General features: G+C 68.4%; 15 protein-coding genes and 1 pseudogene. 8 read left to right on the forward strand and 8 right to left on the reverse strand.

What is annotated here, in order from left to right; genetic code table 11:
• Positions 1-190 precede the first annotated feature (190 nt).
• The 6 genes and pseudogenes from LDL21_RS16885 to LDL21_RS16910 form a co-directional block, all read right to left on the reverse strand.
• A pseudogene (locus LDL21_RS16885) lies at positions 191-904 on the reverse strand (ABC transporter ATP-binding protein); the annotation flags it as partial.
• A complete protein-coding gene (locus LDL21_RS16890; protein WP_225280879.1) occupies positions 901-1,878 on the reverse strand; it encodes a GHMP family kinase ATP-binding protein in 978 nt (325 codons plus the stop codon). The pseudogene LDL21_RS16885 and the gene LDL21_RS16890, both read right to left, overlap by 4 nt.
• Positions 1,875-3,140: an MFS transporter gene (locus LDL21_RS16895; protein WP_225280881.1), complete on the reverse strand. Its 1,266-nt coding sequence runs from the start codon at positions 3,138-3,140 to the stop codon at positions 1,875-1,877. The genes LDL21_RS16890 and LDL21_RS16895 overlap by 4 nt, the downstream gene beginning before the upstream one ends.
• The gene (locus LDL21_RS16900) at positions 3,137-4,219 is read right to left on the reverse strand and encodes a PLP-dependent cysteine synthase family protein (RefSeq protein WP_225280883.1); all 1,083 of its coding nucleotides are present in this window, start codon (positions 4,217-4,219) and stop codon (positions 3,137-3,139) included. The genes LDL21_RS16895 and LDL21_RS16900 overlap by 4 nt, the downstream gene beginning before the upstream one ends.
• Complete coding sequence (locus LDL21_RS16905; protein WP_225280884.1) at positions 4,216-5,037, reverse strand: hypothetical protein; 822 nt, start codon at positions 5,035-5,037, stop codon at positions 4,216-4,218. Before LDL21_RS16905 ends, LDL21_RS16900 begins: the two co-directional genes overlap by 4 nt.
• The gene (locus LDL21_RS16910; protein ID WP_225280886.1) at positions 5,034-6,293 is read right to left on the reverse strand and encodes an ATP-grasp domain-containing protein; all 1,260 of its coding nucleotides are present in this window, start codon (positions 6,291-6,293) and stop codon (positions 5,034-5,036) included. The genes LDL21_RS16905 and LDL21_RS16910 overlap by 4 nt, the downstream gene beginning before the upstream one ends.
• 100 nt (positions 6,294-6,393) lie before the next feature.
• Between LDL21_RS16910 and LDL21_RS16915 the strand changes: the two genes are divergently transcribed.
• Together LDL21_RS16915 and LDL21_RS16920 are read left to right on the forward strand one after the other, a co-directional pair.
• Positions 6,394-7,086: a DUF8020 domain-containing protein gene (locus tag LDL21_RS16915; protein WP_225280887.1), complete on the forward strand. Its 693-nt coding sequence runs from the start codon at positions 6,394-6,396 to the stop codon at positions 7,084-7,086.
• Positions 7,087-7,180: 94 nt separating this feature from the next.
• A complete protein-coding gene (locus tag LDL21_RS16920) occupies positions 7,181-8,605 on the forward strand; it encodes an amidase (protein WP_225280888.1) in 1,425 nt (474 codons plus the stop codon).
• Positions 8,606-8,609: 4 nt separating this feature from the next.
• On the opposite strand, the gene LDL21_RS16925 is transcribed toward LDL21_RS16920, so the two are convergent.
• Entirely contained in the window at positions 8,610-8,834 is a 225-nt protein-coding gene (locus LDL21_RS16925; protein WP_181700119.1) for a hypothetical protein, read from the reverse strand.
• A 199-nt stretch (positions 8,835-9,033) separates the two neighbouring features.
• The gene (locus LDL21_RS16930; RefSeq protein WP_225280889.1) at positions 9,034-9,483 is read right to left on the reverse strand and encodes a MarR family winged helix-turn-helix transcriptional regulator; all 450 of its coding nucleotides are present in this window, start codon (positions 9,481-9,483) and stop codon (positions 9,034-9,036) included.
• 70 nt (positions 9,484-9,553) lie between these two features.
• On the opposite strand from LDL21_RS16930, the gene LDL21_RS16935 reads away from it, so the two are divergent.
• The 6 genes from LDL21_RS16935 to LDL21_RS16960 all read left to right on the forward strand — a co-directional run bounded on the left by LDL21_RS16935 (position 9,554) and on the right by LDL21_RS16960 (position 13,457).
• Entirely contained in the window at positions 9,554-9,928 is a 375-nt protein-coding gene (locus LDL21_RS16935) for a cupin domain-containing protein (RefSeq protein ID WP_225280890.1), read from the forward strand.
• A 67-nt stretch (positions 9,929-9,995) separates the two neighbouring features.
• A complete protein-coding gene (locus LDL21_RS16940) occupies positions 9,996-10,925 on the forward strand; it encodes a metal ABC transporter substrate-binding protein (protein WP_305082684.1) in 930 nt (309 codons plus the stop codon).
• Positions 10,922-11,650 carry a metal ABC transporter ATP-binding protein gene (locus LDL21_RS16945; RefSeq protein ID WP_225280891.1) on the forward strand — a complete coding sequence of 243 codons (729 nt, stop codon included), beginning with the start codon at positions 10,922-10,924 and terminating at the stop codon, positions 11,648-11,650. Before LDL21_RS16940 ends, LDL21_RS16945 begins: the two co-directional genes overlap by 4 nt.
• A 41-nt stretch (positions 11,651-11,691) precedes the next feature.
• Positions 11,692-12,519: a metal ABC transporter permease gene (locus LDL21_RS16950; RefSeq protein WP_255675164.1), complete on the forward strand. Its 828-nt coding sequence runs from the start codon at positions 11,692-11,694 to the stop codon at positions 12,517-12,519.
• A 31-nt stretch (positions 12,520-12,550) separates the two neighbouring features.
• The gene (locus tag LDL21_RS16955) at positions 12,551-12,901 is read left to right on the forward strand and encodes an MmcQ/YjbR family DNA-binding protein (RefSeq protein WP_225280893.1); all 351 of its coding nucleotides are present in this window, start codon (positions 12,551-12,553) and stop codon (positions 12,899-12,901) included.
• 13 nt (positions 12,902-12,914) lie between these two features.
• Positions 12,915-13,457, forward strand: a complete 543-nt coding sequence (locus tag LDL21_RS16960) for a YaeQ family protein (protein WP_067497047.1) — start codon at positions 12,915-12,917, stop codon at positions 13,455-13,457.
• The last annotated feature ends 25 nt before the right edge of the window (positions 13,458-13,482 follow it).

The following is a 13,482-nucleotide window of genomic DNA, read 5'->3' on the forward strand; positions in this document are numbered from 1 at the left end:
CGGCCTGTGGACCTACGTCGTGCCGAGCCTCCCCGGCGGACAGGGATGTGGTTGATCTGCTCGAGGTTCGAGCACGCGGCGAGGCGCCGGGCGGAATGGTCGCCTGCGGTGGTTCGTCTGCTGCGTCGTGATGCTGGTCCGCGTCGTCCGACGGCCCGAAGAGGAGTTGGGTGGCGCCGAAGGCGGTGGTGCGGCGGACGGGGATGCGGTAGACGGGTTCGAGGGTTTCGGGGGTGAGGACCTCGTCGACCCGGCCTGCGGCGGCGACGCGGCCGTTGTCGAGCAGGACCAGGTGGTCGCAGTAGCGGGCGGCCAGGTTCAGGTCGTGCAGGACGACGATGGTCGTCGTCTTGTCGAGGCCTCGGACCAGGGAGAGCAGTTCGTGCTGGTAGCGGATGTCGAGGTGGTTGGTCGGTTCGTCGAGGAGCAGGTGGTCGGCCTGCTGGGCCAGGGCGCGGGCGATGAGGACGCGCTGACGCTCGCCGCCGGAGAGGGTCGCGAAGGGGCGGTCGGCCAGGTCGCGGGCGCCGACGCGGGCGAGGGCGGCGGCTGCGGTGATGCGGTCGGCGCGTGAATACCCTTGGAAGGCACCGACCCAGGGCGCCCGGCCGAGCAGAACCGTCTCGGCGACCGTGATCGGCGTGTCCGGTGGTGATTCCTGAGCGACGACGGCCAGGCGGGTGGCGAGGTCCCGTCCGCGCAGTGTGCCGACCGGGGTGGCATCGATCGTGATGGTCCCACCGGCCGGGCGCAGGGCGCGGTACAGCAGGCGCAGCAGCGTCGACTTGCCCGACCCGTTCGGGCCGATCAGCCCGACCGTGCTGCCCGGCTCGGCGCGGAAACTGATGTCGTCCAAGGTGATTCGTGCGCCGTAGCCGAAGCGGACCTGTTCGATGGTGATCATGCGGGTAGCTCTCTGCTCGGGAGACGCTCGTGCGGAAGCCGGTGTCCCCGGACCGGTCGGCGGGTCTGATGCACGCTCACCGCGCAGCCGAAGGAAGCGCAGAGCTGCTCTGCGGCAGCGAGTTTGGTGCGAAAGTCGCGGTCGTTCTCGCTCAGCAGGATTCCGGTGGTCGTGCCGCTGTGCGCGACGACGACACCCACCGCGCCGAGCGCGCGTGCTTCCCGGATGGTCGAGTCCAGATGCGGGCGGTGGCGGAACGCGGCACTGAGCACAGCACTGCGGGTGGCCACCGCGCCGATCGCCGTCACGTCTCCGCGCACGATCGCGACACCGAGTTCGTCGAGCAATCCGGCGTATTCGCGCTGGTGCCCGGGACCGAAAGACGGTTCGGTGCGGTTGAATTCGACGGTGTCGACCATGCCGCCCTCGTCGCCGGTGACGATGGTCAGCGGCGGCAGGGCGCCCAGCCGGGTGTGCAGACGCACTTCCCGATGGAAATAGGCGACCGTGCCGGAATACATCACCCCGTCGGAGGGCTCGATGGCACGCAGGTCGGCTTCGAGTTCGGTGAGGCCGACCGTGCGGCCTTCGGCGTCGGCGACCGCGCGAGCCGTCGCCACCAGGTCGGCGGTGGAGCTGGCCAGGCCTTTGCCCTCGGGCAATTCGCTGCGCACGGTGAGTCGTCCGCCGCGCAGCACCCGTGAGCGCGCGATCATCGCGCTCGCCAGGCGCCGAGCCTTCGACTTGTGGCCGGGGACGACGGTGATGTCGTCACCGCCGGGTTCGAAGACGGCGACGGAGCCGCGCTGGATAGGCAACGTGACGAGGAAATGGCGGTCCCCGTCGAGGACGCCTTGCAGCAGTTCCCCGCAACTGCCGTTGGCGCGGCCGATGCCGATACCCGGAGTGTCGGCCGTCCGGTGCTCGACGAAATGCGTGCGCCACTCGCGCACCGGATGGCGGGAATCAGTCATGTGCGGTCTCCCGAGTAAGCGATGTCGGCATCAGGCAGCACGGCCCGCCGATGCAAGCCGAGGATCGCGACCGCGGACAGCACGCCGGTCCCGGCGCACAGCAGTGCGGGCGGCCAGGTGAGCGACCCGCCCGCCCGGTCGAGCACCGCGCCGCTGAGCGAGGTCGCGACCACGGTGAACAGTCCCGATGCCAGGTAGAACGCCCCGAAATAGGTTCCGGTGAGCCGGTTTCCGGCGAAGCGGCCGATCGACTCGTTCACGAACGGCTGCACTGCCGTCACCCCGATGGCCAGCACCACCGCGCCCGCCACCACGGGAGTGACCCGCAGTACGGTCCCCGCGAGTCCACTGCCCACGCCGGTGACGACACCCGCGGCGGCCGGGGCGATCAGGAACGACACGCCCATGATCGCCATTCCGGCCGCCATCGCGGGCCCTCGCCGAGGCCGACGGACGAGCGCCGTGGTGACCCGAACCTGCAGGGCCACAACGGCTATGGTCTCCACCACGAACAGCGCGGCCACCGCCGCGGCGCGGTACCGGGGCTCGGCGCTGTCCTGTGCCTGCAACGTGAGCAGAAAATAGATCTGGCTCTGCAATGCGAACATCGGCATCAGGGCGAAGGTGAACGCCCAGAAACGGCGATCGGTGAACACGGTCGTGAAGTCGGCGCCGATCCCGCTCTCGTGCGCGGGCACCGGTCGCGCAGGCAGCAGTATCCACTGAACCACCGCAAGCACCACGAAAATCAAGGCCGCGACCAGGGCGGATATCCGGAAGCCCGCCGCGATCAGCACGGTCCCCAGCACCGGCCCGATCGCCGACCCAGCATTGCCGAACACATTGAACAGCGCGAACGCCTCCGCCGACCGCGAACCACTGTCGGTGGCGATATACGCGCGCACGGCCGGATTGAACAGCGCGCCCGCGAAACCCGTGAGGATCGCCGCCGCGAGCACCACTGGCAGTGAACCACCGAGTGCGAACAACGCGAACCCGAGCGCCCGCACGGCCAGCCCCACCATGATCACGCCCCGCGCCCCCAGCCGATCCGCCGCCGAACCCCCGACGAGGAACAGGCCCTGCTGACTCAGGTTGCGCACCCCGAGCACGACACCGACCACCGCGGCCGACAGCGCGAGGTCGTGCAGCAGATAGTCGGCGAGAAACGGGATCAGCAGATAGAAACCGATATGCCCGACCAGATGATTGACCAGCAGCAAGCGCACGCCCTCGGGCAGCGCGAGAAACGTCGTCCTCACCCGAGCACCTCGGCAGCGTCGTCGTGCACTGCGGTGGCGGGATCGGTCGACGCGGGGGCAGGATCGCGGACCACTGTGCAGCGACCCCAGCCGCTGACCTCGGCGCTGTCGGGTGCCGGGATGGTTGTGGGTTCTGTTGCGGGAGGGGCGAACAGGCCGTTCGCGCAGCACCAGGTGTCGTTGTAGATGGTTCGCAGGTAGCGGTGGGGGCCGTCGGGGAAGACGGTGAGTACGCGGGAATCCGGTTCGCGGTCGGCGATCCAGGCGGCGACCAGGGCGGCGGCACCGGTGCTCCAGCCGCCCGCGATTCCGGTGCGTGCCGCGAGTGCGCGGCAGGACGCGACGGCTTCGGCGGCGCCGACCCAGTGCACCTCGTCGAAGTCGGCATAGGCCACGTTGCGGGGGAGGATGCTGCTGCCGAGGCCGCGCATGAGCCTGCGGCGGTCGGGCTGACCGAAGATGCGTGAGCCCACGGCGTCGACGCCGACCACCCGCAGCCGAGGCCAGCGGGTACGCAGCACGCGGGTGAGCCCCGCGCAGTGGCCGCCGGAACCGATCGAGGCGACGAGCACGTCGACGTCGTCGACCTGCGCGAGGATCTCGGCGCCCATGGCCTGGTAGCCACCGGCATTGTCGGGGTTGTCGTACTGGTCGGGCCAGTACGCGCCGGGTGTCGCGGCCAGCAGTTCGGCCAGCCGGTCGAGTCTGGCCTGCTGCCAGCCGCCGGTCGGGTGCGGGGTGGTGACCACCTCGAGGGTGATGCCGAACGCCGAGAAGAGGGCGCGCAGGTCCGGTTCCAGTTCGTCGTCGACCACCAGCACGATCGGATGTCCGAGTGCCTTGCCTGCCAGGGCAAGTCCCAATCCAAGTGTGCCGCTGGTCGATTCGATGATCGTCGCACCCGGTGCGAGGTCGCCGCGCGCGGCCGCCGCCCGCATCATCGAGACGGCCGCACGAGCCTTCATCCCGGCGATGCTCGCCGATTCGAGTTTGGCTGTGTACCAGCTGTTTCCGGTGGGGACCCGGACGACCGGGGTGCCGCCGATCAGCTGCAGCAGGCCGGGTTGCGGTGCGGTCATGAGAGCTCCCGGTAGGTGACCAGGGTGCTCGCGGCACCGTCGAGAGAGAAGAACGGATACGGCTCGGCCGAGATGGCGTGCACTCCGGCGCCGAGGAACCAGGGCAGCACCGCGCTGCCCGTCTGCGCGAAGAGAACCAGGGGTAGTCCCCGCTCGCGCGCGATGGCGCGGAATTCGTCGAATGTGCCGTTGCCCAGGGTCATTCCGGTGACGAGCAGTCCGTCGTAGTCCGACGGAGCCGATGCCACGGACTCGAAGATCGGTTCGCCCCACTCGGTGACACCGCCCGCGAGATCGCAGGGCACATAGGCGATGCCACGGTCGCGCAACTCGGCCAGCAACGAACCGACCACCCCGACCACCAGTACCTTGGTGACCCCGGAGGGGAGCAGATCGATGACGGTGTCGGCGCGGCGCCGCGATTTCGTCAACGAGGTCGGTCCCGCCACAACCACGGGGCTACCGTGCAGACCACCTGCGTGGGGGTGCGGGTGCACATGCATCAGATAGGCATCGAGCGCCGCGACACGCACCGCCCCGACCCGGTGTTCGAGCAGGTCACCGACGGTCGCCGCGACACAGTCGTCAATCAGATCGCCGGTGGCCGAACCGGGTTCGAGCCCACACGAGCCGACCGCCGCACCGACCCGGATGCTGAGCACCTCGTTGCGGTAGGCGCGGGTGCGTCCTGCGTGCCTGGTGCCGTAGGTCGTGAGAAAGGCGGTCGATGCTTTCAGAGTGTCGGGGTCGGGGCCGAGTCGTCCGGACCGTGCCCACGTGGTGAGCTCGGCCACCGAGGCGGGGTGCGTCTGGATCACGCGGCACCGCCGTCGAGCTCGACGCGCAGCTCGGCGATCAGGGCATCGGCGAGTTTGCCTGCCTCGCCCGGATTTTCGGACGTCACGAGGACGTGGCCGAGGTAGGTGTTGTTGTCGGTGGCCGGTCGGACCTCGGCGCCGGGTTCCGGGAGTTTGTGTTCCACGATGCGCGGATCGTCGGCCCAGCCGGCCGCCCCGGCGACACGGGTCACCACGCCTGCCCGGTCGGGGACGGCGAAGGCGACGGCGGCGCTCCCTGCTTCGGTCTGCCGCGGGGTGAGCTCAGGTGTCCCGCCCAGGACTGCCTCGACATGGACCCTGGTGAGGTCGATGCCGGTGACCCGGCGGACCAGCTCGGTGATCCGGTTGCCTGCGGGCCGTGGGTTCACCTCGATCAGACACGGCCCGTCCGCCGTGAGCTTGACCTCGGTATGGGCGACGGTCGCGTCGAGACCGAGCGCTTCGACTGCCGCAACGGCGGTCTCGGCGACGGCCTGGTGGTCGATAGCCGACAGGTCGGCCGGGAACATATGGCCCGACTCGATGAAGGCCGGGGCGCCGGTGAGCTGCTTGTCGGTGACCCCGATGACAGTCGTCTGCCCGGCGACGGTCACCGTCTCCACGCTGAATTCCGGCCCCTGCACGCATCTTTCGACCAGCACCTGCGGTGACCTGCGCTGCTCACGCGCGTTCACCGGGAATCCAGCGATACGCTCGACTGCGGCGCGCAACTCGGCGTCGTCGTCGACCCGGCACACGAACATCCCGCCACACAGATCGATCGGCTTCACCACCAGCGGATAGCCCAATCGATCTGCGGCGCCGAGGATCTCGTCCATCGTCTCGGCGACCGCGAAGTCCGGCCCGGGAACTCCGGCGGCGCGACAGATCTCGCGGGTCAGGTACTTGTCGCACGCCGCCACCACCGCCTCTCGGCCGGGACCGGGCAGACCCAGATCGGTGGCGATCGCGGCCACCGTCGGCAGGTAGTAGTCACACGAGGTGAGTACGCCGTCGAAACCGAAGAGCTCGTGCAGCTTTCGTGCATACGGCAGCAGCGCGGCCTCGTCGTTGGTCTCGGCGGTGAACACATTGTCAGCGGCCAGCAGCGGGTGCGGCGACGGTGTGCCCGGGCGGAGGTAATGCCCGAGATCCCTGGTCAGGAAGCTGAATCGGTGTCCGCCGTCCTTGATTCCCTGCGGCAGCAGGGTGCTCATCGAGCCGACCCAGCTCTCCACCATCAGCAGATGTCCCACTACGACCTCCCAGCCTCATCGAGATGATAATGATAACCATTATCGCTACGATTGCCACCGCCGGTCACCGCGATCGGCTGAAATCGATGAGGAATCACCCATGTTCTTGAAGAAAATCGCTGTGCCCGTGGCACTTTCGCTCTCCGCTCTGGCCGTGACCGCAGCCGGAGCCCAGGCGGAACCCCCCGCACCGCGGCCGGTCGAATACACCGCGCACACCGACGGCACCACCTCGGTCATCGAGATCGAGCACGGTTCGCTGGTGGTCGACAACGGCACCCTGCAGGTGCGTGACTCCGCAGGCGCCGTCGTCGGCGCGACACCGCTGACCTTCGCCATCGACGACTTCCAGTTCCCCATCGACGCCCGGGTCGACGGTCGAACGGCGACCCTCACCCCCGCGCTGAGCATGGATAAGGCCGTGTACAAGCCGGTCGCCCTGCCGTTCGAGGACAAGGCGCCGTGGAAATCCGAATACGATCGTGAACAGGCCGCCTGGTCCCGGATGACGAGCACCATCTCCATGGGCGCCACCATCGGCACCCTCGTCGGTGGCATCGGCGGCGCGGCCCTCGGTTGCCTCGCCGGTGCCGCCGCGGGCGTCGTGCTCACCGGTGCCCTGCTCACGCTGTTCGGTGCGGGACCGCTGGCCGGTTGTGTCGCGGGTGCGGCCGCCGTCGGTTTCCTCGGTGTCCTCGCGGGTCAGATCTTCGTCACCGCGCCGGTCGCCATCGGCGCCGTGATCCAGTACGTCACCACGATCAACCAGCCGTTCACGGCGCCTGCCAAGTAGGGGCCCGCTCGTGCGGCTCGCCCACTGCCGGGCGGGCCGCACTGTCTGAGCGAAGTTCGTTACCCGCGCGTACGGTCGCGATTAGGCTGCGGTCATGAGCTCTGCCGTCCATGGATTCACCGACGACGCCCTCGGCGACCACGACGCCGTCGGCCTCGCCGCCGCACTGCGCGCCGGGGAGGTGAGCCGGGCCGAGGTGATCGAGGCCGCGATCGCCCGGACCCAGGCCGTCGACCCGCGCCTCGACGCCGTGCAGGTGCGCAGCTTCGAACGGGCCGCCTCGGCACCCGAAACCGCCGGCGTGTTCGCCGGGGTGCCCGCCTTCGTCAAAGACAACACCGATGTCGCCGGGCTGCCGAGTTGTCACGGGTCGGCCGCGTTCACGCCGCACCCGGTGACGGCGACCAGCGGACCCGCCGCGCAATTCCTGCACTCGGGTGTCGTCGTGCTCGGCAAGTCGACGCTGCCGGAGTTCGGGCTCACCGCGAGCACCGAATTCGTCCACCGCCCGCCGACACGCAACCCGTGGAATCCGGAGTTCTCGGCGGGCGCGTCCTCGGGTGGGTCGGCGGCGCTGGTCGCGGCCGGGGCGGTGCCGATCGCCCATGCCAACGACGGCGGTGGTTCGATTCGCATTCCCGCCGCCGCGACGGGCCTGGTGGGATTGAAGCCCACCCGGTACCGGCTGCTCGACCAGCCGGGCGCGCGCAAACTGCCGGTGCATCTGGTGGCCGAGGGTGTGCTCACCCGGTCGGTGCGCGATACGGCGCATTACTTGGCCGCGGTCGAGAGTTTCGGTGCCCACCCGAAATTGGCGCCGGTGGGGCTGGTGGAAGGGCCGAGTGCGCGACGACTGCGCGTCGGCGTGGTCACCGCCGACGTGTTCGGCAGGCCGGTGCATCCCGACAACCGGGCCGTCCTCGATTCGGCCGTCCATGTCTTCGCGGGCCTCGGGCATGAGATCGTCGCGAAGCGGCTGGAGGTCGACCCGCGCTTCGTCGACGATTTCAAGCAGTACTGGGCGGTGATGGCCGCGGCGATGACGCTGTCGTTCCGGCTCGGTCATCGCGGACGATTCGACGCGCGCAAACTCGACCCGTTCACCACCGGCCTGATCGGAATGGCCAAACGCAACCCACTGGGTTCCGCGGCGGCCGCGTGGCGGCTACGTGCCGGAACCGCCGCCTACGACCGGCACTTCGCCGATATCGATGTGATGCTCAGCCCGGTGCTGTCGCACCCGGCGCCGCGCATCGGTGAACTCGCGCCGGACCAGCCCTTCGACGACCTGTTCGCCAAGCTCGTCGACTATGTCGGCTTCACGCCGCTCAACAATGTCGGTGGGGGACCGGGCATCTCGCTTCCGCACGGACTGCTGCCGACGGGTCTGCCCGGCTCGGTGCAGCTGGCCGCCCCGCGCGGCGCGGAGCGAACCCTGCTCGACCTGGCCTACCAGCTGGAAGCGGCCAGCCCGTTCCCCCGGATCACCGACCGTCGCGCCGACGCGGGCGCGGCCTGAGGGCTCAGTTGTGGCGGGTCGCCACGTTGATCGGGCGGAGGCTGCCGGTGGTGCCCGCCTCGAACGCCCAGTGCTCGCCCCGCCAGGTGGGGTGCTCGGTGCGCCAGCGGTCCACCAGCCGAGGGTCTTCGAGGGAGGCGACGACACCGGCCGAACCGGTGTACTGCAGCCGCTCGTACTTGTGGCGGGTGATGGTGTCGACCGAGGTGACGGTGGCAAGAGCAGACATTCGAACTCCGGGATAGCGGGAACGGTGCGTGACGAGGCACGGCCCGGACCGGCGGCCCGGGGTGCTGCGGTGGCGCGTCACCGCTCGCAGCCGAGTATGCCGCTCGTCGCGATGTCGCGCGCAGGTTTCGAAAATCCTGTTGTTCGGATTAACGGATACCCGACACAAGATCGTTCGTCCGCCGCGAAGGGTTACGCCCTCACCAGCTCGGGCGGACCCGGCCGGGGGCGACCACCCGGGCCAACGCGTCCCTGACCTGCACGAGGTCGCCCGTGCCAAGGGTTCCGGACCAGTTTCTGGTGAGTTCGCCCAAGGCCGCGTCGGCGGCGCGAGTGCACGCCCAGCCGCGATCGGTGAGCGTGATGAGCCGGGCGCGTGCGTCGCGTGGGTGCGGATTGCGTTCGACGTAGCCCTTGGTGACCAGCTCGTCGACCAGTTGGCTTGCCGCCTGCTTGGTGACGCCGAGATGCTCGGCGATCTCACCGACGGTCGCCCCGTCGGGTGCCATTCGCACGAAGGCGAATCCGTGTGCCGGCCGTACATCGGGGAAGCCGGCTGCGGCGACCCCGGCCTGGACTGCGTCGGTCACCTGGGCGGCTGCCGCGAGCAGCAACAAGGGGAGGTCACCGGCAGGGGGCATGCTCGACATTCTGGCACTTGACGGGATAGGAAAGCTATTTGACTATATAGACAAGTAAATTGACCATAAGGGAGACGCAATGCCGGTAGTCCGTTCCGCCGACGCCCAGGTGCACGAAGTGCACAACGCCCGCTTCACCTCGTTGATCCGCCCCGGCACCGGCAGTTCCGACCTGTGCGTCTGGCAGACCGAGGTCGCGCCCGGCACGGTCGGCGTCGCTCACCGGATCCTCGGGGAAGAGGCATTCGTGCTGCTCACGGGCGAAATCGTCCTCACCATCGACGGTGAGTCGGCCACCCTGCGACCCGGTGATGCCGCCGTGGCGCCCGCCGGTTCGCTCATCGCGCTCACCGACGAAGCCGGGGCGGGTGCGCGATTGCTGGTCGCCGTCCGCGCCGGCTTCGCCGCGGAGTTGCCGGACGGGTCTACTTTCGTTCCGCCCTGGGCATCGTGACCGGTCACCGGCGCTGTTTCGGTGGCTGAACTTGAAAGTTCGGTCACCCGAACAATATAATTCCGGGATGAAGGTTGGGTTCCACCGTTCGTCGCGAGTACTCGCGGCGTGCGTGCTGAGTGTCATGGTGTTCGCGCTCACCGCTTGCGGTGGCGTCGCCGCGTCCGACGACGACCGGAAGGTGGTCCTCACCACTTTCACCGTGCTCGCCGATATGGCGCGCAATGTGGCCGGTGAGCATCTGCGGGTCGAGTCGATCACCAAGGTCGGCGCCGAGATCCACGGGTACGAGCCGACGCCGGGGGATATCAAGAAGGCCGCCAAGGCTGATCTCATCCTCGACAACGGCCTCAATCTCGAGGCCTGGTTCGCCCAGTTCGTCGCCGACCTCGAGGTGCCGCACGCCGTGGTGAGCGAGGGCGTGACACCGATGAACATCAGCGAGGACGCCTACGCGGGCAAGCCGAATCCGCACGCGTGGATGTCGCCGGTGAACGCGCAGATCTATGTGGACAACATGGTTCGCGCGTTCACCGACCTCGACCCCGACCACGCCGACGCCTACCGCGCCAACGGCGAGGCGTACAAAACCGAGCTCGGCGCGGTCCGTGACGAGCTGGTGGCCGCCGTCAGCACACTGCCCGCCGACCAGAAAGCCCTGGTCACCTGCGAGGGGGCGTTCTCCTACCTGGCCCGCGACGCGGGGCTGACGGAGAAGTACATCTGGCCGGTCAACGCCGAACAGCAGGCCACACCGCAGCAGATCGGGTCGGTGATCGACTTCGTCCGCCAGCGCGGGGTGCCCGCCGTGTTCTGCGAGTCGACGGTGTCGGACGCGCCGATGCAGCGCGTGGTCGAGGCGACCGGTTCGCGCTTCGGCGGCACGCTGTATGTCGACTCGCTGTCGGAGGCGGACGGTCCCGTGCCGACCTACCTCGACCTGATCCGGCACGACGCCGACACCATCGCGGCGGCACTGGCAGGAGCACCGAAATGACCCAGCCGGTTGTCGAAATCCAGGACGTGACAGTTCATTACGGTGATGTGCTCGCCCTCGACAACGTGGAACTCACCTTGAAATCGGGTCGGGTGTGCGGGCTCATCGGGATGAACGGGTCGGGGAAGTCGACACTGTTCAAGACCGTCATGGGGCTGGTGACGCCCGATCGTGGCCGGGTGCTGGTCAACGGTGGCGCACCCGCCGCCGCGCGCAAGGCGGGCGCCCTCGGGTACGTGCCGCAATCCGAGGACGTGGATTGGACGTTCCCGCTGTCGGTGCGTGATGTGGTGATGACCGGGCGCTACGGGAAAATGGGCTTCACCCGGCGCGCGAGCAAGGCCGACAAGGCCGCCGTGGAGGAGGCGCTGGCGCGGGTCGAACTCACCGACTTCGCCGACCGGCAGATCGGTCAGCTCTCCGGTGGACAGAAGAAGCGGACCTTCGTGGCCCGCGGCATCGCGCAGGAGGCGACCATCCTGCTGCTGGACGAACCGTTCGCCGGTGTGGACAAGCGCTCCGAGGCCACCATCACCGCGCTGCTGCGTGAGCTTGCCGCCGGTGGCGCGACGATCCTTGTTTCCACCCACGACCTGCACGCACTGCCCCAACTGGCCGACGAGGCAGTGCTTTTGAACCGCCGGGTGCTCGAACACGGTGACCCCGACGTGGTGTTGCGGCCCGAGAACCTGGCCAAGGCATTCGGATTGGACACAGACCGGTGACCCTCGAAGAATTCTTCCTCGATCCGCTGCGCTACGAATTCATGGTCCGGGCGCTGGCGACCACGGTCACCGCGGCCGTGGTGTGTGCGGTGCTGTCGTGCTGGCTGGTGCTGATCGGCTGGTCGCTGATGGGTGACGCGGTGTCGCACGCGGTGCTGCCCGGGGTGGTGCTCGCCTACATCGTCGGCTGGCCGTTCGCGGTGGGTGCGGTGATCTTCGGGTTCCTCGCGGTCGCGTTGATCGGGGTGGTGCGCGATACCAGCCGGGTGAAGGAGGACGCGGCCATCGGGATCGTCTTCACGACGCTGTTCGCGTTCGGGTTGGTGCTGGTGTCGGTGACACCGAGCCAAACCGACTTGAACCACATCGTTTTCGGCAATCTGCTCGGGGTGAGCCGCGGGGAGATGATCCAGATCATGATCCTCGCGGCGATCGTGCTCGTGGCGTTGGTGCTCAAGCGTCGCGACTTCACCTTGTACGCCTTCGACGCCACCCACGCGCACGCCATCGGCCTCAACCCCCGCATGCTCGGCACCGCCCTACTCGCCCTGCTCGCCCTCACCTCGGTCGTGGCGTTGCAGGCGGTGGGTGTGGTGCTGGTGGTGGCCATGCTCATCATTCCGGGTGCCACGGCCTACCTGCTCACCGACCGTTTCTCGCGGATGCTGCTGATCGCGCCGACCGTGTCGGTGCTGTGCGCGGTCACCGGTCTCTACATCAGCTACCACCTCGACACCGCCGCGGGCGGGATGGTGGTGGTCACCCAGGGTGTCGCCTTCACCCTGGTCTACCTGTTCGCGCCGCGCCACGGGATCATCGGCCGCCGCATCACCGCGAGCCGGGCCCGTTCGGCCAAGCTCGCCGTCTGAACCTGTCGGTGCGTTTTGAGATGATCGGATCATGACAGTCACCGGGGACGACGTCCGCACCTTCGCTCTGTCCCTGCCCGGCACCGCGGAGGAATTCGCCTGGGGCATGCCGATTTTCAAGGTCTCGGGCCGCCTGTTCCTCACCCTCCCCGAGAACGAGACCTCGATGGCCGTCCGCTGCCCGATCATCGACCGCGACGAACTCGTCCAAGCCGAACCCGCCAAGTTCTGGATCGCCTCCCACGAAGCGAACAACGCCTGGGTCCGCGTCCACCTCTCCGCCCTCGACGACCACGACGAACTCACCGCCATCATCACCGACTCCTGGACCCAGGCCGCCCCCCGAGCCCTCCTGGAGCCTCATGAGTCCGCTACCAACTAGGGTGGCGGGTCTTATGGGAATCAGCGCTACTGTGCACACTTTCGCTATTCAGCTCGCCGATGTGGATCGGGGGGTTTATGAGGAGTTGGAGTTGCGGGTGGCTCGGCATCCGTCCGAGACGCTCGAGTACATGGTGACGCGGATTCTGGCGTACTGCCTGCAGTACGAGGAGGGGATCGTGTTCAGTGAGGGTGGGATCTCGGCTACCGACGAGCCCGCGGTGCAGGTGCGGGATCTGACGGGGCGGACGACGGCGTGGATCGAGGTGGGGGCGCCGGACTCGGAGCGGATTCACCGGGGGAGCAAGCTGGCGGGGCGGGCGGCGGTGTACACGCATCGGGATCCGGTGAAGGTGCTCGCGCAGTACGCGGGGAAGAAGATTCACAACGCGGCCGCGATTCCGCTCTACAGTTTCGATCGGGCGTTCATCGACGAGGCCGCGCGGCTGGTGGATCGGCGCAATACCGCGAGTTTGTCGATCACCGAGGGCGTGGTGTACCTCGATCTCAACGGCTCGAGTCTGCGGACCGACATCATCGAACAACCGTTGGCCTGAACGGGTAATTTGGCGGGCACCTGTA

Origin of the sequence: Nocardia rosealba, from assembly GCF_020216065.1 — a bacterium.
Lineage (GTDB): Bacteria > Actinomycetota > Actinomycetes > Mycobacteriales > Mycobacteriaceae > Nocardia > Nocardia rosealba.